The organism is uncultured Psychrobacter sp., assembly GCF_947500265.1.
GTDB lineage: Bacteria > Pseudomonadota > Gammaproteobacteria > Pseudomonadales > Moraxellaceae > Psychrobacter.
Window position 1 is genome coordinate 141,530 of sequence record NZ_CANMRN010000003.1, and the last position, 22,673, is coordinate 164,202.

The 22,673-nt window shown below is 43.1% G+C and carries 16 protein-coding genes; 11 read left to right on the forward strand and 5 right to left on the reverse strand.

Annotated features, from left to right (window positions below):
- Window positions 1-190: 190 nt before the first annotated feature.
- Window positions 191-2,410: an NADP-dependent isocitrate dehydrogenase gene (locus Q0788_RS05520; protein ID WP_191114679.1), complete on the forward strand. Its 2,220-nt coding sequence runs from the start codon at window positions 191-193 to the stop codon at window positions 2,408-2,410.
- A 235-nt stretch (window positions 2,411-2,645) separates the two neighbouring features.
- Here the strand turns inward: Q0788_RS05520 and icd are convergent, their stop codons facing one another.
- A complete protein-coding gene (gene icd, locus Q0788_RS05525) occupies window positions 2,646-3,905 on the reverse strand; it encodes an NADP-dependent isocitrate dehydrogenase (protein WP_298808601.1) in 1,260 nt (419 codons plus the stop codon).
- 438 nt (window positions 3,906-4,343) lie between these two features.
- Here icd and Q0788_RS05530 point away from each other — a divergent pair, with 438 nt between their 5' ends.
- Window positions 4,344-4,958 (forward strand): pseudouridine synthase, encoded by a 615-nt coding sequence (locus Q0788_RS05530; RefSeq protein ID WP_298808603.1) that lies wholly within the window; start codon window positions 4,344-4,346, stop codon window positions 4,956-4,958.
- A gap of 213 nt (window positions 4,959-5,171) precedes the next feature.
- Window positions 5,172-6,017 (forward strand): DUF305 domain-containing protein, encoded by an 846-nt coding sequence (locus tag Q0788_RS05535; protein ID WP_298808605.1) that lies wholly within the window; start codon window positions 5,172-5,174, stop codon window positions 6,015-6,017.
- Window positions 6,018-6,185: 168 nt separating this feature from the next.
- Here Q0788_RS05535 and Q0788_RS05540 read toward each other — a convergent pair whose 3' ends face one another.
- Window positions 6,186-8,216, reverse strand: coding sequence for a M61 family metallopeptidase (locus tag Q0788_RS05540; protein ID WP_298808608.1), 2,031 nt, complete (start codon window positions 8,214-8,216; stop codon window positions 6,186-6,188).
- A gap of 324 nt (window positions 8,217-8,540) precedes the next feature.
- Here Q0788_RS05540 and Q0788_RS05545 point away from each other — a divergent pair, with 324 nt between their 5' ends.
- The gene (locus tag Q0788_RS05545) at window positions 8,541-9,026 is read left to right on the forward strand and encodes a peptidylprolyl isomerase (RefSeq protein ID WP_057758283.1); all 486 of its coding nucleotides are present in this window, start codon (window positions 8,541-8,543) and stop codon (window positions 9,024-9,026) included.
- A gap of 506 nt (window positions 9,027-9,532) precedes the next feature.
- Here Q0788_RS05545 and Q0788_RS05550 read toward each other — a convergent pair.
- Entirely contained in the window at window positions 9,533-11,743 is a 2,211-nt protein-coding gene (locus Q0788_RS05550; protein ID WP_298808611.1) for a carboxy terminal-processing peptidase, read from the reverse strand.
- 456 nt (window positions 11,744-12,199) lie between these two features.
- Between Q0788_RS05550 and nagZ the strand changes: the two genes are divergently transcribed.
- Window positions 12,200-13,276 (forward strand): beta-N-acetylhexosaminidase, encoded by a 1,077-nt coding sequence (gene nagZ / locus Q0788_RS05555; RefSeq protein ID WP_298808613.1) that lies wholly within the window; start codon window positions 12,200-12,202, stop codon window positions 13,274-13,276.
- Between the two features lie 101 nt (window positions 13,277-13,377).
- Here the strand turns inward: nagZ and Q0788_RS05560 are convergent, their stop codons facing one another.
- Together Q0788_RS05560 and Q0788_RS05565 are read right to left on the reverse strand one after the other, a co-directional pair.
- The gene (locus Q0788_RS05560; RefSeq protein ID WP_298808615.1) at window positions 13,378-14,973 is read right to left on the reverse strand and encodes an OmpA family protein; all 1,596 of its coding nucleotides are present in this window, start codon (window positions 14,971-14,973) and stop codon (window positions 13,378-13,380) included.
- Between the two features lie 301 nt (window positions 14,974-15,274).
- Window positions 15,275-16,918, reverse strand: coding sequence for a hypothetical protein (locus tag Q0788_RS05565; protein ID WP_298808617.1), 1,644 nt, complete (start codon window positions 16,916-16,918; stop codon window positions 15,275-15,277).
- 414 nt (window positions 16,919-17,332) lie between these two features.
- Between Q0788_RS05565 and Q0788_RS05570 the strand changes: the two genes are divergently transcribed.
- From Q0788_RS05570 to Q0788_RS05595, 6 genes are all read left to right on the forward strand, one after another.
- A complete protein-coding gene (locus Q0788_RS05570; protein ID WP_298808621.1) occupies window positions 17,333-17,941 on the forward strand; it encodes a rhomboid family intramembrane serine protease in 609 nt (202 codons plus the stop codon).
- A 103-nt stretch (window positions 17,942-18,044) separates the two neighbouring features.
- A complete protein-coding gene (locus Q0788_RS05575) occupies window positions 18,045-19,001 on the forward strand; it encodes a metallophosphoesterase (RefSeq protein ID WP_298808623.1) in 957 nt (318 codons plus the stop codon).
- A gap of 107 nt (window positions 19,002-19,108) precedes the next feature.
- Window positions 19,109-19,660 (forward strand): 5-(carboxyamino)imidazole ribonucleotide mutase, encoded by a 552-nt coding sequence (purE, locus tag Q0788_RS05580; RefSeq protein WP_082624535.1) that lies wholly within the window; start codon window positions 19,109-19,111, stop codon window positions 19,658-19,660.
- A gap of 197 nt (window positions 19,661-19,857) precedes the next feature.
- Complete coding sequence (locus Q0788_RS05585) at window positions 19,858-21,234, forward strand: 5-(carboxyamino)imidazole ribonucleotide synthase (RefSeq protein WP_298808625.1); 1,377 nt, start codon at window positions 19,858-19,860, stop codon at window positions 21,232-21,234.
- Window positions 21,234-21,683: a DUF188 domain-containing protein gene (locus Q0788_RS05590; RefSeq protein ID WP_102090782.1), complete on the forward strand. Its 450-nt coding sequence runs from the start codon at window positions 21,234-21,236 to the stop codon at window positions 21,681-21,683. Before Q0788_RS05585 ends, Q0788_RS05590 begins: the two co-directional genes overlap by 1 nt.
- Before the next feature lie 234 nt (window positions 21,684-21,917).
- Window positions 21,918-22,559, forward strand: coding sequence for an NAD(P)H-binding protein (locus tag Q0788_RS05595; RefSeq protein WP_298808626.1), 642 nt, complete (start codon window positions 21,918-21,920; stop codon window positions 22,557-22,559).
- Window positions 22,560-22,673 lie beyond the last annotated feature (114 nt).

The following is a 22,673-nucleotide window of genomic DNA, read 5'->3' on the forward strand; positions in this document are numbered from 1 at the left end:
CCTTTAAATGATTTTTTCATGAATACTATTAAAAGAAAATGTCTGACCTGTCTTAAAAATTTCTAAGAAGCTACATATGAAGTACTTGTTCTAACCATATCATGGATTATTGCATAGTATCATTGACGCATATTCAACACTATATTTGAGCTTTATTATTAACTACAGCCTAAAGGAAGATCTAACTAAAATGTCAAAAATTATTTATACCAAAACTGACGAAGCCCCAGCGCTGGCGACTCTGTCGTTCTTACCTATTGTCGAAGCATTCACTAAAACGGCAGGCGTTGAAGTTGAAACTAGCGACATCTCTGTTGCAGCGCGTATATTGGCCGAATTCCCTGAATACTTGACCGAAGAGCAACGTGTTCCTGACAACTTAGCTGAGCTAGGTCGTCTGACTCAAGATCCAAATACCAACATCATCAAACTGCCAAACATCAGTGCTTCTGTACAGCAGTTAAAAGCTGCTATCAAAGAGCTACAGAGCAAAGGCTATGCCATCCCTAACTTCCCAGAAGACCCACAAACTGACGAAGAAAAAGAGCTGCGCAAGCGCTATGGCAAAAGCTTAGGCAGTTCAGTGAACCCAGTACTGCGTGAAGGTAACTCAGATCGCCGCGCTCCTAAAGCAGTTAAAAACTATGCACGCAAGCATCCACACTCTATGGGTGAGTGGAAGCAATGGTCAAGCACGCACGTATCACACATGCATGGCGGCGACTTCTACGATGGCGAGCAATCTATGACATTAGATAAAGCTCGTACAGTACGTATGGAGTTGTTACTTGATGACGGTACTCAAAAAGTATTAAAGCCTAAAATTGCTTTGCTTGATAAAGAAGTCATCGATCTGATGGTCATGAGCAAAAAGGCATTATTAGAGTTTTATGAGCGTGAAATGGAAGATTGCCGCGAAGCTGGTATCTTGTTCTCATTGCACGTAAAAGCAACCATGATGAAGGTCTCGCATCCTATCGTCTTTGGGCATGCGGTTAGAATCTACTACAAAGAAGCCTTTGAAAAACATGGTGCATTCTTTGACGAGCTAGGTATCAACGTCAACAACGGTATGGCAGATCTATATGACAAGATCTCAACGCTACCAGCTTCAAAGCGTGAAGAGATTGAGCGTGATTTACATGCGTGTCAAGAGCATCGCCCACGTCTGGCGATGGTTGACTCTTCAAAAGGTATCACCAACTTCCATTCACCAAGTGATGTAATCGTTGATGCTTCTATGCCAGCGATGATTCGTTCAGGTGGTAAAATGTGGGGTGCTGATGGCAAAATGTATGACTGTAAAGCCGTCATGCCAGAGTCTACCTTTGCGCGTATTTACCAAGAAATGATTAACTTCTGCAAATGGCATGGTAACTTTGATCCAAAAACAATGGGCACCGTTCCTAACGTTGGCCTAATGGCTCAAAAAGCTGAAGAATATGGCTCGCACGACAAGACTTTTGAGTCTAGCGATGCTGGTATTGCACGTATCGTCGACATTGATACTGATGAAGTATTACTTGAAAAACGTGTTGAGAAAGGTGATATCTGGCGCATGTGTCAGGTTAAAGATGAGCCTATTCAAGACTGGGTAAAACTTGCTGTACGCCGTGCTCGTGAATCAGATACGCCTGTTATCTTCTGGTTAGACCCATACCGTCCACATGAGAACGAGCTAATCAAAAAAGTTAGAACCTATCTAAAAGATCATGATACTACTGGCTTACATATCGAGATTATGTCTCAGGTTCGTGCGATGCGTTATACGCTAGAGCGCGTTGCTCGTGGTCTAGATACTATCTCTGCGACCGGTAACATCCTACGCGATTACCTAACTGACTTGTTCCCTATCCTAGAGCTAGGTACCAGTGCCAAGATGCTATCAGTTGTACCACTAATGAAAGGCGGCGGTTTGTTTGAAACTGGCGCTGGTGGTTCTGCACCGAAGCACGTTGAGCAGCTGACAGAAGAGAACCATCTACGTTGGGATTCACTTGGTGAGTTCTTGGCCTTGACGGTATCTTTGGAGCATCTAGCAAACAACGACAACAATGCTAAAGCTCAAATCTTGGCAGACACGCTAGATACAGCAACAGAAAAACTGCTACTAAACGATAAGTCGCCATCACGTAAAACTGGCGAGCTCGACAACCGTGGTAGCCACTTCTATCTAGCAATGTACTGGGCAGAAGAGCTTGCAGCGCAAGATAAAGATAGCGAGCTAAAAGCGCAATTTACACCATTCGCGCAAAAGCTAAAAGAGAACGAAGAGGCCATCGTTAAAGAGCTTAACCAAGCTCAAGGCAAGCCAGTAGATATCAAAGGCTACTACTATGCTGATGAAGAATTGGCTAAGAAAGCAATGCGTCCAAGCGCTTTGTTTAACGAGACTTTGGCATCGCTATAATTTTAAGCGATTGCTCTTGGACCATTAAGCCTAATCGCTTTTGGTTTTTATACCCAGAAGCGATTAAGCGGGTTTAAGTCTTAGTAAAAGAACACCTCAACCGTCTTCGAACGTTGGGGTGTTTTTTTGTGTTTTCTAAAAGCTTTATAAAAAGTGAAATGAAAAAAGCAACCTATATAATCAGGCAGCTTTTTGTACATAACAATAAAATAGAATGCTTAGAGTTTAAGTAGTCTTAGGCTTCCATATGCTTAATGATTGCCTTACCAAACTCCGAAGTACTCAGTAAGGTAGCATCTGGCATCAGACGCTCAAAATCATATGTGACTGTTTTATTGGCAATCGCACCTTGGATACCACTGATAACAAGATCAGCTGCTTCCGTCCAGCCCATATCACGAAGCATCATCTCAGCAGACAATATCAATGAGCCTGGATTTACTTTATTCTGACCAGCGTACTTGGGCGCAGTACCGTGCGTCGCTTCATAAACAGCGATCGCGCCGCCTTTATTTGCACCAGGTGCGATACCAATACCGCCTACTTCAGCGGCCAATGCATCAGAGATATAGTCACCGTTTAGATTAAGCGTTGCTACTACAGAGTAATCTGCAGGACGCATCAAAATCTGCTGCAAGAAGGCATCAGCGATGACGTCTTTAATAATAATATTGTTACCTGTTTTTGGATTTTTCATGGTCATCCATGGACCGCCATCTAATAACTCTGCACCAAAACGCTCTGCTGCCAGCTCATAACCCCAATCCTTAAACGCGCCTTCAGTAAACTTCATGATATTGCCTTTATGCACTAGCGTCACATTTGGTAAATCATTATCGATGGCATGCTGAATCGCTTTACGTACTAGACGTTGTGAGCCCTCTTTTGAGACAGGCTTGATACCGATGCCGCAGTCTTCAGGGAAGCGAATACTGGTCACCCCCATCTCATCTCTTAAAAAATTGATAACTTTTTTGGCATCATCACTACCCGCTTTCCACTCGATACCCGTGTAGATGTCTTCTGTATTTTCACGGAAGATAACCATATTCGTCAGCTCTGGATGCTGTACTGGGCTTGGTACGCCCTCAAACCAGCGCACGGGGCGCTGACAGACATACAGGTCGAGGTTTTGGCGTACCGCGACGTTTAATGAGCTAAAGCCACCACCCACTGGCGTGGTCAATGGACCCTTGATACTAATGACATAGTCTTTTAGAATCTCTAGCGTCTCGCTTGGCAAATAGTCGCCGTCATATACTTTCGCTGCTTTTTCACCAAGATAAGTCTCCATCCAAATGATAGACTTCTTGCCGTGATACGCTTTATCAACTGCAGCATTGACTACTTTTATCATGACAGGCGTGATATCTACGCCGATCCCATCACCTTCCACAAACGGAATAATCGGATGATTGGGAACATTTAATGTGAGATCTGCGTTTACGGTCACTTTTTCGCCGTCTCTTGGCACGATAACCTTATCATATGACATCGATGATACTCCTTGGTTGTATGTTGGACGTCGCAAGCGAACTAGACACTTTGTTATGCCAACCGTTTTATTATAGTTATAACGCTCTGGGTGTTTATCGGTTAAGCAAAACTTTGATGAGTACGACACTTGCGGCATTGATTTGAACAATATGAAAGATAGCTTTAAGCTAAAAAAATGAACATAAAGACCCAAATAATGATTGTCGCTTGCAGATAGTAGATATCTCTCTATTAGAAATATAAATACCACTATTGGAATACGGATTTAGGATAACAGTAAATCTATACAAGCGCTGTCCTACTTTTGTAGCAGGTCACGTAGCATACAGCACGTTAAATATATCGCCCTTAGTCTTGTCGCTTAATACTAGCTCTACATCACAAAACATACGCTACAATGATTCATTGTCCATCAAAAACTAGGAAACACCTTTTTATGTCTACTTCTAGTCTCATCTTATTCAATAAGCCTTACGGCGTGCAAAGTCAGTTTAGAGATGACAGTAATAACGACCACACCACCCTATCGCAATACTTTACCGATAAGGCCTTGCGAGTTGCTGGTAGGCTAGATGCCACTTCGGAGGGCTTGCTGATTTTGACCGATAATGGTCGCGTTAATAAAGCAATTACTCATCCACCAAAAGCCAATGCAGGGCGCAAGCAAGGTAAAACTTACTTAGTACAAGTAGAAGGAACCCCTACTGCTGAGCAACTCAATAAGCTTAAACGTGGCGTGGTTTTAAAAGATGGTAAAACGCTACCTGCTGAGGTCAAACACGTCAGTGAAGATGAGCTACCGATGGTACTTTGGCAGCGCAATCCGCCAATACGTGAGCGTAAAAGCGTACCGGACTCATGGTTGATGCTGACAATATATGAAGGTAAAAATCGCCAAGTCAGGCGCATGACTGCTCACGTCGGTTTGCCTTGTCTACGTTTGATACGTTGGTCAGTGGCAGGATTTGAGCTAGGTGAGCTAGCTGTTGGGGAGTTTGTACGTGTTCATCTAACTAACGAACACTGTCGTCAGCTAGGTATTTCTAGCTAGTTTAGATGGTTTTAAGCTTAGATACTATTGATTAATTCACACTGTTTGGCTGTTTAGCCCCTAATATAAAGCTCTGACACTAATATATTACGACCTGTTAAACGTAGTGTCTCGAATGGGTAAGGTTTATCTGCTAACATTCAGCACGTAATTGATTATGTATAATAAGTATTATCCATTTATCGTTTGGTTTTTTCACAATAGGGATATGTCATGATTGCTTCTCGTCGTTTTCTTTCGTTGGTCACTAGCCTTTCTGCAGCGCTTGTATTGAGCGCCTGTCAGCCAACGACTGAGGACAACCAATCAAATCCTACAGAAGAAACCTCACCGCCAGTGACTGGTATGCCACATACTGAGCATGACGGTATGGCAGATGATACTCTAACAAATGACAGCGATAACAGCATCAGTGATGAGTCTCAAATGAGTGACATGCTCAGAGACTATACGAGATCAATGACTAGAATGCATGACGAGATGATGATTGGTATGGGGTACAACGATCCTGATACCGCTTTTGCTAAAGGCATGTTGGGACATCATCGCGGCGCGGTAGAGATGGCAAAAATAGAACTCAAATATGGCACTGACGAAGCGATGCGCCAACTTGCTCAAGACGTCATCACGGCACAGCAAGCTGAAATCGATGTCTTAAACAAGTGGCTGGCTAGCCATCCTGATGCTGCCAAACCTAAGCCAAATACTGTGGGGATGCAGCAAGCATATGCTAAGAGCATGGAAAATATGCATGGCGAAATGACTTTGGGTGTGGCTGATCCTGTACCTGATATGGCATTTGCACGCGGCATGCTACCGCATCATATTGCCGCTGTTGATATGGCAAAAGTTCAGCTCGAATATGGGACAGATGAAGAGATGCGTCAGTTGGCGCAAGACATCATTGATAACCAGCAAACTGAAATTGATATGATGAAAAACTGGATTGCTGCGCTTGAGGCTGCAAGTAGCAACGAAGTCGATAGCTCTGTAGATGAAAACATAACGCCTGAAACTACCGATAATAAGAACCTAGACAGTAAAGTTAAAGAGCAGTAATGGTATATTTCGCCAACCTCTGACCTATCGAGCATTTAAGTTGCTTGGATATATCTACAATATTAAAAGTGATTTAAAAAAACCCTCTTCTAAGCAGTATTGCTCGGAAGAGGGTTTTTTATATGGAAGGGTTTTTCATATGGAAAGGTATTTGATGTAGCATTGAGGCTAGCGCTTCATAACATTAAGCCATGTCTCCCAACCTGCCTCACCTTTTAATTGCTCATTATCATCCTCTAGAGTCTTATCTCCTTTAGCTAAGCGTAGGCTTACTTTATGAGGAGGGACTGCTCCAGTCATGCTAGTTGTCTCATCTCGCGGCTTCACTTTAGTTGTCGTTTCGGGTTGAACCTGAACACACATCAGCTCATCACGACGGAATAAATAGCACTCAACAGGATGCGCTGTATTAACCAAAGTGGTAAGTTGTTTCGTATCCGCTTTGATGCCGTCAATCGCGATAATAACGTCATGTGCTGAAATACCAGCTTTAGCCGCAATACTATCTCGCATCACACGATTGACCTTTAGCCCAGCTGGCGTTTCGTTACATCGCATACCCCAAGGCACATGCTTGTCAGCGGTTTCTTTAGTATTCACCTGTATTTTGACACCGTTTGCAATTAGCAACGCTTCAATTGGCAGCTCTTCTACCCCGTTGACATAACGGCGTTCAAAATCTTCCCATTCTGCTAGCGGCATAAACTGCTCAATAACAGAGCCCATGTCAGCACTACTGATACCAATCCGCTTACTGTCGTTCTGCTTGGCTTGAGTATAAAAAGCTTTGACCACATCAAATAAACGATAAAGACCATCACTATTTTTGAGTAAGATTAGATCCAGACATAAAGCTACCAACGCGCCTTTATTATAGTAACTGATACCCGCATTGCCTGTATTTTCATCGGTACGATACAGCTTAATCCAAGCATCAAAACTTGATTCTGCCACGCTTTGATTACCGCGCCCTGGGGTCTGATAGTAGCGATTGATTTGCTCGGCTAGCAGTCGCAGATAATTGGCTTTATCAATCACACCTGACGCTTGCAACATGAAGTCATCGATATAAGACGTAAACCCTTCGAACACCCAAAGTAATGGCGTAAATGCCTCACGGCGCAAATCGACATCGATCATGACATCAGGACGTACCGTCTTCACCCACCATGAGTGAAAATACTCATGACTGCATAAGCCTAAAAACCGCTGATAATCTGTACTTGGTAACTTTGGCTCATTGGTGCTGGGTAAGTCATTGCGCGGGGTGATAAGGCTAGTAGAGTTGATATGCTCAAGCCCACCATAGTCTTGACCGCTTGCAAAGGTCATAAACGTATAATCGTCAAATGGCGCATCGCCTAACCAATCTACGTAGGTCTGACAAATCTGAGTAATATCTTGCTGCAATCGACCTAGATTGGCATTCTGCTTACCCGACAGGTAAAAGCTATGATGTAGCGTCTGGTGCTCATTATCATGCATAATAAAATCAAACTTTTCTTGTTCTGCGATTTCGAATGGATAATCAATCAGCTCGTGATAATTCGCTGCCTGTAACTTATAAATGTGCTGACTGTTCGCTTGCTGAAGGCCTTTTTGCTGCTGACCAACTTGCAGGTGCGTAGCGTCCAAACCACAGGCTAACAGTACTTTGCTACTTTCTTTGTCTGCAAAAAATGTCTCAGGAACGATTAAGCTAACGTGGACAGGCGCTTGCTCTTGCCCTTCGATGGCAAGCGCAAGCGAGGTGAAATTACCGTACAGTCGTTGCTGATCGACATAGGCTGTACGCACGGACAAGTCATAGCAATAGACTTCGTACTCGACTATGACCGTCTGCCCTGCTTGCGCCGCTGGCAGCTGCCATGTATTTTTGTCAATTTTTTGCGCGCGATAAGTTTCTGGTTGCTTGTTACTATCCGCTGTTTGAGCCTCTACTATTTGATAATGTACCGCAGTGATGTTTCGAGCAAACTCGCGCATCAGATAACTGCCTGGTATCCACGCTGGTAACCAAAGCTGCGGAGCGTCGGATACTGCTGTAAAGCTCAGGGATACATCGACCAAATGCTCGTAGAAACGGGCGAAATCAAGTTGATAGCTTATATCAGCTATCGTTTTAGCCTTAGTATCATCATGATTGGTCGAAACATTACTCGTTGGTTGTTTAGTAGTGGTATTGGCAAATGCAGTCATCGTATCTCTCGTCCTTATTTTTATAATTATGCTAGAAGTCCTACTCTAAAAAAGCAACTCCTAAACCATGAATAGCCAATAGCTATGCATTAACTATAGAAAATAGCAGTTATTATTGTAAATTGTGGCATTAATTGGCATTTTTTATGTTTTTTGCCTTGAAAGTTATGTGGGCCATCTCAATTAAAGATGCTAACTGCTAAAGTTACTTTAATAAACTGATGATAATTGACTAATGACGTGGCCTTTTGGCTTGCAGATTGGCTTTTTTAGGTTTATTGCAACCGTATTTAATTTTTTACATAGATATATTTAGGATATTTTATGACTACTATCGCAAAAGACACTGCCGTCAAATTCAATTACACACTAAAAGACGACGAAGGCAATATCCTTGACCAGTCACCAGAAGGTCAGCCACTTGCTTATCTACATGGTCACAGCAACATTATCCCAGGCCTAGAAGCACAATTAGAAGGTAAGTCTGCTGGCGAAAAAGTTAATGCAGTCGTTGAACCTGCTGATGGCTACGGCGAATACCAAGAGCAAGCAGTACAGCACGTACCACGTGACAACTTCCAAGGCGTTGATGACATTCAGCCTGGTATGCAGTTCCAGTCAGAAGCTGGCGGCCAAGTAATGTTGGTTACTGTGACTGCTGTAAACGATCAAGAAGTGACTGTTGATGCAAACCATCCATTGGCTGGCAAGCGTTTGACATTTGATGTTGAAATCCAAGAAGTACGTGCAGCAACTGAAGACGAACTAAACCATGGCCATGTACATGGTGCAGGTGGCGTTGAGCACTAATCTCTTCTAGAGTGTAGTGACAATAGTTAGATAATAAGTTATTAAATTTATCATCTAATCTAAAAGGCCAGTAGCCGATAAGGTTACTGGCCTTTTTTTATGCTTATCTCATGGTAAGTTTTGAATTAATATAAATGTCCTAAACTTGAATACTATCTACTTAAAAAACCTGACATAAAAATTATTAATATCCAGACGTAACAAAGCCGCATAACGACAAGCGTCATGCGGCTTTTATTACCAACCATCCATGTTAGCGTTACGTGATACCTAATCCCGGGGTATCTCATAACTGACAGGCATCCAGCCTTATCATCCTTAATCAGCAAACTACTTATCCCTAGTGCGACCTTTAAGATACCAATCCCTAGTATCAATGAACCGTTTCGTTCAATCGTGCCGTACAGTTATAGTCGCAGATTGACCCTTCGTTGGTAAGAGGTCTAAACGTCAATCTATGTAAGCATATGCTTACATAGATTACGTAACGCTATAATAACTTCACATTATAGCTTCTCTTCAGGGCTAAGCATTGTCTTAGGTTCAGCGCTGAGCATGAGGTAAGCTGCCTCATTGATAAACGCTTCATCCTCTGGTAATTCTGGACGTTCAGTTGCTTTCATACGGCTACGTTCTTCAAACTTTGCGTCCATCGCTGCCTGATAAGTGTTCCAGTTAGAGTACGGACGCTCGCCAGTTGCGATAAGGCGCTTGTTTTCCGCTTCTAGTGAGCGCTTCTCAATCAGTTGCATTTTAGCTCGGCGGCTATTGATATCTAATCGAACAGGTTTCTTTTCATCATCCATGTTACGAATATCATTTAGTGTCGACAGATAAGTAAATTGCGGGTCTTTCTGTTGGCGAATCTTAGACTGCTGATTGAGCGTCGCCAATGTATCACTGGTAAACTTCCCTTCAGGCTTATACGGTGCTGTTCTGATCGTATCCCAAGGCAAGGCCTTTTTCTGAGCACGTTCGCCAAAAGTGGCATCATCATAGATATTGACTAGCTCAACGTCTGGTACGACCCCTTTATTTTGCGTACTACCGCCAGTAACACGATAAAACTTACGCTGAGTTAAGGTAGCAGAGCCTAAAGCTAAGCTATCGAGCTGAATTTGCGCCGAGCCTTTACCAGTTGTCGTACTACCAACCACTAATCCGCGACCATAGTCTTGAATAGCAGCGGCAAAGATTTCACTGGCTGATGCCGATGCTAAGTTGGTAATGACTGCCATTTTGCCATCATACAGCTGCTCGCCGCCATCATTGTCGCGATACACTTGAATATTGCCACGATTATCACGAATCTGTACTAGTGGTCCGCTCTTGATAAAGAAACCTAACATCTTGGCAACTTCATCCAACGAGCCGCCAGGGTTGTTGCGCAAATCAACCACTAGGCCATCGATATTTTGTTTATTCAACTCTTTCAGTGCTTTTTCAGTATCGATACTAACGCTACGGTAGTCTTCACCATTGCGACGTGCACGATAGTTTAAATAAAAGCTTGGTATCTCAAGTACGCCAATACGCTTTGGTGTCTTATCAATATTAGGACGCTGCACTTCTACCACTCGCTGAGTGACGCCTGACTCTTCTTGCTGAATAATGTCTCGTACTACCGTGACTGTACGGGCGCTAGCATCAGGTGTGTTAGGTTGACGTAGTTTCAGTGTGACCGATGTACCGCGCTTTCCGCGAATCAAGCTAACAATTTCACGCGTTGACCAGCCAACCACGTCCGTCATGGTTTCGCCATCTTTTGCGATACCAACGATCAAATCATTGGGCTTAATCTGACCCGACTTGGCGGCTGGACCACCATCGACCAAAGTCACAATACGAGTATAATCCGGATTTTTGCGATCTGGACGAATAGAGACACCTATGCCTTCCAACTGAAGACTAGACTGGATTTGCAATTCAGTCGCTTGAATCGGTGCATAGTAATTACTGTGCGGATCATAAGTGAGCATCGCCGTATTTAAGATGGTTTCCATGATTTCATCATCTTTGAGACGCTTAAACTGCTCTTGTTGACGTGACAAACGATTTTGCAAAATCTCATTTGGCGTACGCTCATCGTTACGTACCAAGTCTTGTCCGCGAGTAATATCTGGGTTGCTTAAAAATACTTTCTCTTTGGCTTTTTCGTCTTCTTGACCCAGCGTAATGCTCATCAACTGAAACTTTAACTGACGTTCCCAGTAATCACGCTGCTCTTTTTTGGTTTTAAAATGACCGAGTTTTTCGCGATCAAGAATGATTGTGTCGTTACCTGTCAAATCAATATCTGTCTTAAGCATCTTGGTGGCCATCGCAAAGTACTCGTTTGAGCGTTTGCGGTAACGATCAAACACCTCTACCCCTGCAGATAGATCACCTTGTTTTAGGCGAGCACCAAAGTCTTCAGCGTGTTTTTTCTTAAGCTCGTCGACATCAGATTGCAAAAACAACGTATGATTTGGGTCAAGGCTATCGATATACATTGATAGGATTTCGCTACCGGTCTTGCTATCTAAAGGCTGATTAAGATAATGACTCCGATCCAGCAAGGCGGCTACTTGACGGGTGGTGACCTTTTGCTCAGGGGTCTGAACGAAACTTCCCGTATTGGTCTCGGCAACTGCAGTACCGTAGCTTTGGGTCAGGATAATACCGGCGATGCCCACTGACGCTGCACTGAGTAACCACTGTGCTGGTTGTTTTTTCATCATATGTACCTAGTTATTTGAAGTTAATAGTATTGGATAATTCATCAGAATTAGAAATGCTCGAATCTGTTATGACCTATAAATGCTGGGTTTTTTATTCTTATACTTTATGCATCATTAAATACTGATATATAGTCAAAAATCAATCAATATTATCATGCACATAAATACTGAACTGTCTCAAACTGTATAAGCAATCTTACACGCTACCTCTGTACATACCAAACTTTCTATCACTTTTATCATACATAGCAATTGAGGGCTATCAACATCGATTTGATGACTGAATCTACTGGTTATTAGCAAATTGATTTGACCCCAATAATCTGCCCCATTATGCTCAATTAATAATAACTGTCATAATAAGATATCTGAACAATGACTGCTAAGTGATAAGACAGGCATAGTCAGTCACATTCATAATATAACCATATATAAAATAATAAGGAACACGCGATGTACGGCGTTTTAATGATAGATATCGATAGTACCGCTTTGACCGCTGAAGATGTCAGTTTGATTAAACAAGCACAGGTCGGCGGAGTAATATTGTTTGGTCGTAACGTCACAGATGCGGCCCAAGTCAGAGCACTGTGCGACGATATACGTTATCACAATCAAGACATACTTATCGGTGTGGACCAAGAAGGTGGACGAGTGGCGAGGCTACGTGAAGGCTTCACGCCCTTGCCTGCTATGGGTCGGCTGGGTGAGCTATTCAATCAAGACCCAAGTCAGGCACTCAGCTGCGCCTACGATTGCGGTTATCTAATGGCGGCTGAAGTGCTGGCTGTAGGAATTGATTTGAGCTTTGCACCCGTACTGGATAGAGATGGTATTAGTCAAGTCATCGGTGATCGCAGCTTTCATCATGAGCCACAAGCCATCACCGCGCTTGCAACACAGTTTATGCGCGGAATGAAAGCGGCTGGTATGGCAACCACTGGTAAACACTTTCCCGGTCATGGTGCCATCGCTCCTGACTCGCACGTATCAGAAGCCATTGATACGCGTAGCTTAAATGAAATCATCAATAGTGATATGCAACCTTTTGCTCAAACGCTACATAGTCTGGACGCTCTTATGCCAGCACATGTGATATTTTCGCAAGTAGACGACAAGCCAGCAGGATTCTCTAAAATTTGGCTACAAGATATCATTCGAGATGAGCTTAAATTTGACGGGGTACTTTTCTCTGATGATTTATCGATGGCAGGTGCAAAGGCGGCTGGTGATGTCAGTGCTCGTGTAAAAGCGGCCATTGATGCTGGTTGTGATATTGCTCTCGTATGCAACGACCGTGTGGCTGCTCATGAGGCAGCTAAAGCTGCGCAAGATCTGCCTTACCCTAACCAGCAACGTATCAAAACCATGCGCGGTAACATCCCAACATGGCAAGGCGATCTTGAATCTACTTGCCAGCAATTTGAATACTGGCAGCAAGCCAAGCAAAATGTTACTCAGACTTTTTTTGATGCGCAAGCTGATGGTCAGACGGCTAAAGAATCAACAGATCCTACTCTGTATAAATAATAGCTTACTTAACTATCATCGAGTAGCATACAAAAAACCGCACCTTTATAAGATGCGGTTTTTGTCATTTGGCTACTATAATCAAAATAAGAACCTGTAGATTAATTGGTTGGGTCTACCGCAGTACCTTGGGTAGCGTCATCACCATCTGGTAACAAATCATCGTTGTTACTATTAAATGGGTTCATATCTGGATCTAGCGAATCACTGTTCATCATCATGCCATCGTTTGCGCTGACCACTTCGTCATTGACCATAAATTCGATACGGCGATTGCGGAAGCGACCTTGTTCGGTTGAATTATCTGCGATTGGTTCTGATTCGCCCATACCTTTGGTCGTTAGTTTACTAGCATCAACTCCCTTAGACACTAGATACGCTTTCACTGACTCAGCACGCTCCTGAGACAGCTCCATATTATAGGTATCAGAGGCTTGACTGTCCGTATGACCGACAATCATCAGCTTCATATCAGGTACGTTATTGATGATTTCTGCAGCACGGTCTAGCAGCGCCTTATTGACTTCAGGTATAACTGCTTCATCTACTTGGAAGTTAATCACCTGAATACTCAAAGCGCGGGCAACATCACGTGGATCTGGGTTTTCACCAAGATTGGTCATCGCCACATCTGCAGCAGCCAGACTATCATCAATCTCACCTTGCAAGTCTAATGGACCTTCAGCTTGCACGGTCATGGCAGGAGCAGCTGCTTGTAAGTCAGCAACCAACTTGTCCAATGCGGCTTTATCAGGAGCATTGACAGTAATGTTATCGCCTTTGATAATCATGCTCGCGTTCGGTACATTTTTGATAATTGGTAATATCGTTGCCAGTTGAGCAGATGCTGGCATATCTACTGCAAAGTTATCATCAACATCAGCACGGCATTTATTGGCTTCATCACCAAATGCACCAGTCAAAGCATTCATAACATTGGTTTGTAATGTCTCATCACCTACGCTCATACGACAAGCATACAGCTCGCTATTTTCACCAGTTGCGATACTCAGTGATGCAGGTTCAATCGCGCCTGCAACCGCTAGTGTCTCATTACCTTGCACCCCTTGCTGCACTGTAGCCGCTGGTGTTGCTACAGGTTCAGGGTTTTCTTGACAGCCTCTGAGTAGAGCCCAAGCCAATGCACCCAAGATAATCAAACCAATAATAGGTAGCAGCGCTTTCATAAAGCTCTCTTTTGGCTCTTCTTCTTTTTGTAGTGGCGCTGTACTGGTCGTATCAGAAATCGGTGCACCAGCCGTAGAGGTGGCAGCGACCGCACTAGCAGGCAAAACAGTACCCGCCCATGCAGGTATATGATGCTGATAACTGTTCAGGTTATCATTCAAAAATTGCGGAACAGGCGTGGTACCAGCTAAGCTTTTTATTTCATGAAAAGCTAGTGGCGCTGCCATCGCAATTAGACCGCGTGAAGCGGTTGCATCGACGTTGTGTTTGCCTGCTAATTCGCGAGAGATTTGGTCGCGGTGTGCTCCTTCTGTCCATACACGATCATAAAAAGCATTGTCATCACGGGCAATGTTCTCGTTAGCAAAGCGACTAAAAGTATCGTTGTCTGCAAGACGAGCAGCAAAAATGGCATAAAACTGCTCTAATAGATTTTTCTTAGCTGGGCTACGGTCATCTTCCAATACGGCTGGGCTGACGGTGCGTGTCAAATGGCTAATAATATCCATAATATGGCTCTCCCCTTAATTTTTATTTATATCATTCGTTCGCTCAAAAAGCAGCTATATCATTGTTTTGTATTCAATCGTTATAGTATTAGGTAATCATGATAGCGATAAATCCATCAAAATACTTTATTTGGTTTTGATTATTATAAAATTCTTAAGCTGCTATTCACAGTCTGTACGTTGTTGTGCAAATGATACAGTAAGTAATGTTTCGGTTGGCACACGTAACTGTAGCCAAATTACATGAAAAGATAAGCCATATAAAAAGACACGCCATATGAAACAGCGTGCCTTATAAAAACTACCTTACTTGAGCTGGTTCAGCAACGATGACTGTGTTTGCCATCTCATCCACTTCTGAAGGAGAAAAAGGACCTGGCGGTCTGGTCGTTTGATTATTTGAAGGAAAGTTGTTGGGAATATTGCTCGCGCCATTAGTAGGCAGATTGTTGGGCGTATTATTAAAGCTATTATTGTTAGGCAAAGGAGTTGGTATCACACGAACTCCAGTATCATCATCTGATGCTTGGTATTCGCCAGAGTTACTATCTAACCCACTATTATTGTATTGATTATTAATCCCCGCCCTATCATCTACAAACTGGTTATTGTCGTTCGCCATGTTGTTCGTAGCATCACCCATATTACTATTATCAGGCAACGGCAATGGCGCTGTACTCTCGACCACCATCGCTGGTACTAAGCTTCGTATTTCTGTGACCAGTTTTTGCAGCAGCATATTGTCTGGCGCTTCCAGTATGAGACGGTCGTTTTGCACATGTAAACGTGCAAATGGTGTTGATCGTAGCATCGTCAAGACATTAGGCAGTGTCTCCGCAGGCATATTAGCGATTGTGGTTGCTACCCCGTCCTGTATGTTTAATTCACAAATACTTGCCTGCTCACCAAAGCTTGTATTAAGCGCCTGTTGCAACGTACTTTGCAGCGCAGCATCGCCAACGGTCGCGCTACAAGTGTACAAGTTGCCGTCGTTGTCTACACCGACAATAATCTCAACAGGAGTCGTTGTTGGTACAGGAGGCACGGGTGCTGGCGGTGGTTCAACAGGTGCTGCGACCACAGGTTCTACTGGTATTTCATTATTGGGTTTCACCAACAATGCCCATGCTGCTAGGGCAAGCGCGGCTAGGACTACTATTAATAAAAACACACGTATTAGTAGATCGTTTCGTTGATTACGAGTACGCACCTGTGCATGCTTTAAGTTACGATTTTCTGCCAAATGGTAGGCTGCTGGATTAGCATGAATAGCATCGCTATTGGCAATCGTATCGTTATCTAACGCTTCAGTGTTTGCGCGCTCAGCAGTTGATATTTGCTCTATACTTTCTGCATCAGTGTTCGTTATTGGTGTGTCTATGTCAGCTATGCCAGTATCTAAAGTAGAATCATCTTGCCTATTCGATATATTGTCACTTACTGGCACATGTACTGGCACATAGTCATCATCTGAACCAAAGCTTCTTTGTACTTGCTGATTTACACCTTGAGTAGCCGTAATCACAGCTGCTGACCAGATAGGTAAATATGGACGTAAAGCAGCCTGTTTGTCTTGTAAAAATGCTGGCAAAAACTGCCCATTGGCCAATACTTTTAACTCACGATATGCCAACGGCGCGGCACTAATTAGTAGTTGCTCAGTTGTCTGTTCATCAATATGATGGGTGGCTGACAACTCTTGGACGATAGTCTCTTGCAGGCTTTTATCTTGCCATATTTGTTCAAATAAGGGGCTTTCATTATTGCTGCTAGTAATTACTTGGTCAGTACGCAGCAATTGTGAGTAAACCTGTGGCACAGCTAAACGCGCGGCCAAAACAGCATAAAACTGCTCAAGTAGACTGACATAGGCGACATTATTGCTGTCATCATTACCCATTACAGCTGGGGTTACCGTTTTTTCTAGCTGGTCAATAATGTTCATATTTCACTGCCTCTATCAGCCTTATTGGAATGTGCAAAATTAAGCACTTATTTTATTTTTATCCATGTCACTTGTGTATTTTGCTTCTTTGTCTAAAAGATTAATCGCAGCGCGGATGAATGAGCACTACTCTCATCTTTAACCTTGCTTTAAAAGTTTCACTTATGTTGCATGGTACACTGCTACATTATTCACTATAACCGCATAAAAAAGCATCGTTTTGTCACACAATAGGTATTCGCGTTATCGCAACTGCTGTTAGTATTAGTCTATTGCTAATGGTTAGTACTTAATACGGATCAGACGTCAAACTTATTTTTTACTCAGCCGTAACGCTTAGGCTTTGAATATTGTCATTTGTAGCTTGTCATTTGTAACATTGTCACATATCAGGCACGGCCTAAGGATTTTCCTTTGTTAAACCATACGACGCTTATTATCATTATTACCGTTATTGTCAGCTTATTGGCTTGGCAAAACAAGACGCTATTTAATCGATTGATTTTTTACCCGCCAGCAGTCAACAATGGGCAATGGGATCGCTTTGTGACCCATGGCTTTATTCATGCTGATAGTATGCATTTGCTCTTTAATATGTTTACTTTGTATTTCTTTGGGCGTGCTATCGAAGGACTATATCAGCCGTTTTTGTTTGGCTATGGTTTTGTGGTTTTTTATGTGTTGGCAATTATCGTTGCCATGATTCCAAGCTACGTGAAAAATAAGAACAACGCCAGTTATTTGAGTTTAGGTGCATCAGGCGGTGTATCAGCTGTGCTATTTGCTTTTATTCTGTTAGCACCATGGGAGAGAATTTATCTCTTTGCCGTAGTTCCTATTCCTGCGATACTATTTGCTGTCGCTTATATATTTTATAGTATCTATGCTGATCGACGTGGTGGCTCAAACATCAATCATATGGCTCATATGTGGGGCGGCGCATTCGGCGTTATCGCTACGATTGTTTTGGAACCAGAAGTACTACCGCACTTTATCAATGCGTTGCTATCACCGGGATTTTAGACATTTTTACGTATAATAAAGCTATCACTTTAAAGACGGCAATATTTTATGAACTCTATTTTGCGCACGTTATATTTCTACATTTGAGATTTAGTAATACATTATGATTATAGATATTATCGGTGATATACATGGTTATGCAGACAAACTGGTCGGTCTGTTGCATCAGTTAGGCTATGAGCATAACGATCAGCATTTCGTGCCACCAACAGGTCATAGGGCTTTATTTATCGGTGATTTGATCGATCGTGGTTCGCAGCAATTAGCCACGCTAGAAATTGTCTTTGCGATGCTAGATGCCGATGTGGCCGATGCAGTAATGGGTAACCATGAATATAACGCATTGGCATATGCCACGCGTGATCCTGATAATACTAGCCAGTATTTACGCTCGCACAATGATATCCATAGACGCCAACATGAGGCGTTTTTAGCAGAGATACCATTTGGCTCAGAGCAACATGAGTACTGGTTGCAGCGTCTATACGAAATTCCATTATGGATTGAGACCGACTACGCCTGTTTTGTACATGCTTGCTGGGATACAGATAGCATGGCAATATTAAAGCCCCTTCTGACTGACGATAACTGTCTGACTCCAGCAGGTTTAATCGCGATGGCTAAAGAAGATACCATCGCCTTTGACGCTTTAGAGCGAGTGTTAAAAGGGGTTGAAACAGGCTTACCTGACGGCATTGTGATGGTAGACAAAGAAGGTACTGAGCGTACGCGAGTACGAGTACGCTGGTGGCTAGATGAGTTAAATACACGCACCCTGCGTGAAGTGTCTCGTGCTCCATCGTCCGCATTGGCACAAATACCGCCTGACGCACTGGCTGAAAATATTGAATTTGCGCTAAAAACTCATAAACCTGTGTTCGTCGGGCACTATTGGCTCACTGGCACCCCTGAGCCACTCAGTCCACAAGTTGCTTGTACCGACTACTCTGCAGCAGTAGATAGCGGCTATCTAACATGCTATCAACTGGAAACCGAAAAACCATTACCATTGACGGTCAATCACTTTGTTCAGCATTATCACGATGAAAAACATATATAAAATCGTGATATCAATGCAATTAGCGCCATACCAGTATTAAAAATCAAACTTGGCTTTACGACCATAGCAAAATTTTTGTATGATGGTCTTTTTGAGGATATCCAATCATGAGCACCACGAATACTGCTGCTAACCAGAACGGTCCAATCACTTCCCCTGCTGGTCAGCCAAAAGTCGGCATTATCATGGGTTCGCAGTCTGACTGGGCGACTATGAGTGCTGCTGCGCAATTGCTTGCAGACTTTGACATTGCTTTTGATTGTGAAGTTGTCTCTGCACACCGTACGCCTGATAGATTATTTGATTATGCTAAGAGCGCAAAAGACAATGGTCTACAAGTGATCATCGCTGGTGCAGGTGGTGCCGCTCATCTGCCAGGCATGTGTGCCAGTCAAACGCCGCTACCTGTCTTTGGTGTCCCCGTAAAGTCATCTATGCTGAGCGGTTGGGATAGTCTACTGTCTATCGTACAAATGCCAAAAGGCGTCGCTGTTGGTACTTTGGCGATTGGTGCTGCTGGTGCTTATAACGCTGCCCTACTTGCAATTCAAGTACTGGCATTGCATGATGATACGATTGCTACTAAGCTCGATCAGATGCGCCAGTCTCAGACTGAGACTATTCTTGCTAGCCCAACACCAGGTATTATCAATCCTTAGGTAGATATAAGTCGACCTACTTTTATAGCAGCGTCTTTTATATTTATAGCTTAACGATTGAAGCTATCACTGTATATTTTTAAGCAATTCCGAGTAGAGATAAGGTGCATACAGTGCACCTTTTCCTATTTTCACCCATTGAGTTTTAGATTTTAATAGCCCAAACACCTTATTCACTTTTATTCAAAGAGCCTGCCATGACTACAGCAAACGCTTATCCTGTTACCCAAACCATTCGTACCATCGGTATTTTAGGCGGTGGTCAGCTTGGTATGATGCTTGCCGAAGCCGCCATGCCATTGGGTTACCAATGCGTATTTTTAGAAGACAATCCAGAATGTCCTGCCAGCCTATACGGTCGTGTCTTTCATAGCGACCAATTAGAAGACTTTATCGCAGCAGCGGATGTCTTTACGTTAGAGTTTGAAAACACGCCAACGTCTACGGTCGAGCAACTGGTTCGCTTGTCAAAATCTGGCAGCAAGCAAGGCATGTTCCCACCGCTGATTGCGCTTGATATCGCTCAAGATCGTCTAAAAGAAAAGCAGATGTTCAACACACTTGATATCGCCACTGTACCCTTTATGGCTGTCAATTCTGAAGCTGAGTTGAAACAAGCTTGTGATGAGCTTGGGCTACCAATCGTGCTGAAGACCAGTCGCGGTGGTTACGACGGTAAGGGACAGTTCGTTATCAAGCAGGACAGTGATATTAAAACAGCTTGGCTAGATTTAAAAGACGCGGTCAGCGGTAAAGGTTCACTTACGCCAACGCCTGCGCCGTTAATTGCTGAAGGTTTTATTAACTTTAGCCGTGAAGTCTCTATCATTGCAGCAAGAGCGCAAAACGGTCAGGTACGCTGTTACGACTTGGTCGAAAATCATCATCACAACGGTATCTTAGCCAAAACTCAAGCACCTGCTGTCGGTACGAGTCACCTGTTTCAACAAGCAACAGACGCCATTACTAAAGTCATGAACCATTTAGATTATGTCGGCGTTATGGCGCTTGAATTATTCGTCACCAAAGATGCTCGCGGTCACAACGCGATACTAGCAAATGAAATCGCGCCACGGGTACACAACTCTGGACACTGGAGTATCGAAGGCGCTATTACCAGTCAGTTTGAGAACCATATCCGTGCCGTAGTCAACTTGCCATTAGGCGATACAGATAATGTGCATCCTGCGATTATGGTGAATGTACTGGGTCAATATCCTGATATCAGTGCAGTGCTAAACATCGATGGCGCTCATTACCATAGCTATCATAAGGCTGAGCGTGACGATCGCAAGATTGCTCATATAACCCTGATGCCTAATGATGTGACAGATTTAGAGCCTGCTATGGCAAAACTGGTCGCTATCTTGCCAAACAAGGTTGGTCTGGACAAAGAGTATGCAAACGTAGATACTCAGCCTAGTAAAGCAGACGTCGATACTAAGAGTAATGCTAAAAACAGTACTCAGAACAGTGTTCAAAATAATGCCACAGCTGATGAACTAGACAATAAAGACAGCCAAGCAGACAGCCTGACTGCTCCCTCAGCAAAACCTGAGAAGGCCAAAAAATAATGCAGATATGGGTGGACGCAGACTCGGTGCCATTGATTGCCAAAGATTTGATTATTAAGACGGCTGAACGTACCAAGACCATGGCTATATTTGTGGCCAATCAGCCGATCAAGCTACGCAAGTCGCCCCTACTTGTTATGACTGTCGTGCCATCAGGGTTCGACAAAGCTGATGATTATATCGTCGAGCAGATACAGGTTGGTGACTTGGCTATCACTAGCGACATTCCTTTGGCCAATGACATTTTGGATAAAGGTGGTATGGTATTGACGACGCGCGGTGTGGTCTACGACAAAAACAACATCAAGCAGAAGCTCAATATGCGCGACTTTATGGATACTATGCGCGGTACTGGTGTCCTAGAGTTGCAGGAAATGAGCGGTCAGAAACCCTACGGTGATCGAGATAAAAAAGCCTTTGCCGATGGTCTCAATCGCTTGGTTCGTTAGTATTTTTATCGTTCTATCTGACGCTTACTCATTCTGCCATCTGTGACACGATGGCATCTAATCAACGTTTGCTTCCTTGCAAACTGTATACACTCTATAACCAAACACTATTCAATCAGCACGCTTTATAACGAAGCGTGCTACCTATCTTTGTTACTCTATATTCGGTTTTTAAGATAAATAAACTTACTGAATAATTCAAACAATAGCATTTAAATAAAAATAGGAATGGTTATGAAAATTTTAGTCGTTGGTGCAAGTGGTCGAGTGGGCGGTGATTTGGTTAAGCAGTTATTGGCTGATGACCATCAAGTTATTGGCACGACTCGTCAGAAAGAAAAGTTATTTGATAATGACAATTATACCCAGCTAGATTTAGACATTACAGCCAGTAAAGACTCTATTGAAAAACAACTAGATCAGGACATTGAGGCTGTTTACTTTGTTGCAGGGTCTGGTGGCAAAAACGTCTTAGAAGTTGATTTGCATGGTGCTGTAAAAACGATGCAGGCTGCACAAGATAAAGGCATTAAACGTTATATTATGCTGAGCTCAGTCTTTTCATTAGAAACTGAAAAATGGGATGAAAACCCTGGTATTGCAGATTTAAAAGAATACTATATCTCTAAACACTACGCCGATCACTGGTTAGTGAACAACAGCTCACTTGATTACACTATCGTACAGCCAGGCGCCCTAAAAGAACGCTCTGGTACAGGCAAAATCACTATTAATGATACAAGTTCTGGTGAGAATGCAATCGAAGATGTAGCGACAACGCTAGCCGCGGTACTAACCGCAGATAACACGATAGGCAAAGTCTTCAATCTACACAATGGTGATATTGATATCAATGAAGCAGTTGCTACGGTATAAATAAATTTAGCAGTAGCAAAATTGATTGTATCTGCTAGATTTTAAAAGCAGCCAATACAAAAGGTCGTTATCGATTCGCCAATATCTAATTGGTAAATCGACAACGACCTTTTT

What these genes read in the sequence shown, in the direction of transcription:
- Q0788_RS05520 (WP_191114679.1), top strand. Translation starts at nt 191, where the DNA reads ATGTCAAAAATTATTTATACCAAAACTGACGAAGCCCCAGCGCTGGCG.
- icd (WP_298808601.1), bottom strand. Translation starts at nt 3,905, where the DNA reads ATGTCATATGATAAGGTTATCGTGCCAAGAGACGGCGAAAAAGTGACC.
- Q0788_RS05530 (WP_298808603.1), top strand. Translation starts at nt 4,344, where the DNA reads ATGTCTACTTCTAGTCTCATCTTATTCAATAAGCCTTACGGCGTGCAA.
- Q0788_RS05535 (WP_298808605.1), top strand. Translation starts at nt 5,172, where the DNA reads ATGATTGCTTCTCGTCGTTTTCTTTCGTTGGTCACTAGCCTTTCTGCA.
- Q0788_RS05540 (WP_298808608.1), bottom strand. Translation starts at nt 8,216, where the DNA reads ATGACTGCATTTGCCAATACCACTACTAAACAACCAACGAGTAATGTT.
- Q0788_RS05545 (WP_057758283.1), top strand. Translation starts at nt 8,541, where the DNA reads ATGACTACTATCGCAAAAGACACTGCCGTCAAATTCAATTACACACTA.
- Q0788_RS05550 (WP_298808611.1), bottom strand. Translation starts at nt 11,743, where the DNA reads ATGAAAAAACAACCAGCACAGTGGTTACTCAGTGCAGCGTCAGTGGGC.
- nagZ (WP_298808613.1), top strand. Translation starts at nt 12,200, where the DNA reads ATGTACGGCGTTTTAATGATAGATATCGATAGTACCGCTTTGACCGCT.
- Q0788_RS05560 (WP_298808615.1), bottom strand. Translation starts at nt 14,973, where the DNA reads ATGGATATTATTAGCCATTTGACACGCACCGTCAGCCCAGCCGTATTG.
- Q0788_RS05565 (WP_298808617.1), bottom strand. Translation starts at nt 16,918, where the DNA reads ATGAACATTATTGACCAGCTAGAAAAAACGGTAACCCCAGCTGTAATG.
- Q0788_RS05575 (WP_298808623.1), top strand. Translation starts at nt 18,045, where the DNA reads ATGATTATAGATATTATCGGTGATATACATGGTTATGCAGACAAACTG.
- purE (WP_082624535.1), top strand. Translation starts at nt 19,109, where the DNA reads ATGAGCACCACGAATACTGCTGCTAACCAGAACGGTCCAATCACTTCC.
- Q0788_RS05585 (WP_298808625.1), top strand. Translation starts at nt 19,858, where the DNA reads ATGACTACAGCAAACGCTTATCCTGTTACCCAAACCATTCGTACCATC.
- Q0788_RS05590 (WP_102090782.1), top strand. Translation starts at nt 21,234, where the DNA reads ATGCAGATATGGGTGGACGCAGACTCGGTGCCATTGATTGCCAAAGAT.
- Q0788_RS05595 (WP_298808626.1), top strand. Translation starts at nt 21,918, where the DNA reads ATGAAAATTTTAGTCGTTGGTGCAAGTGGTCGAGTGGGCGGTGATTTG.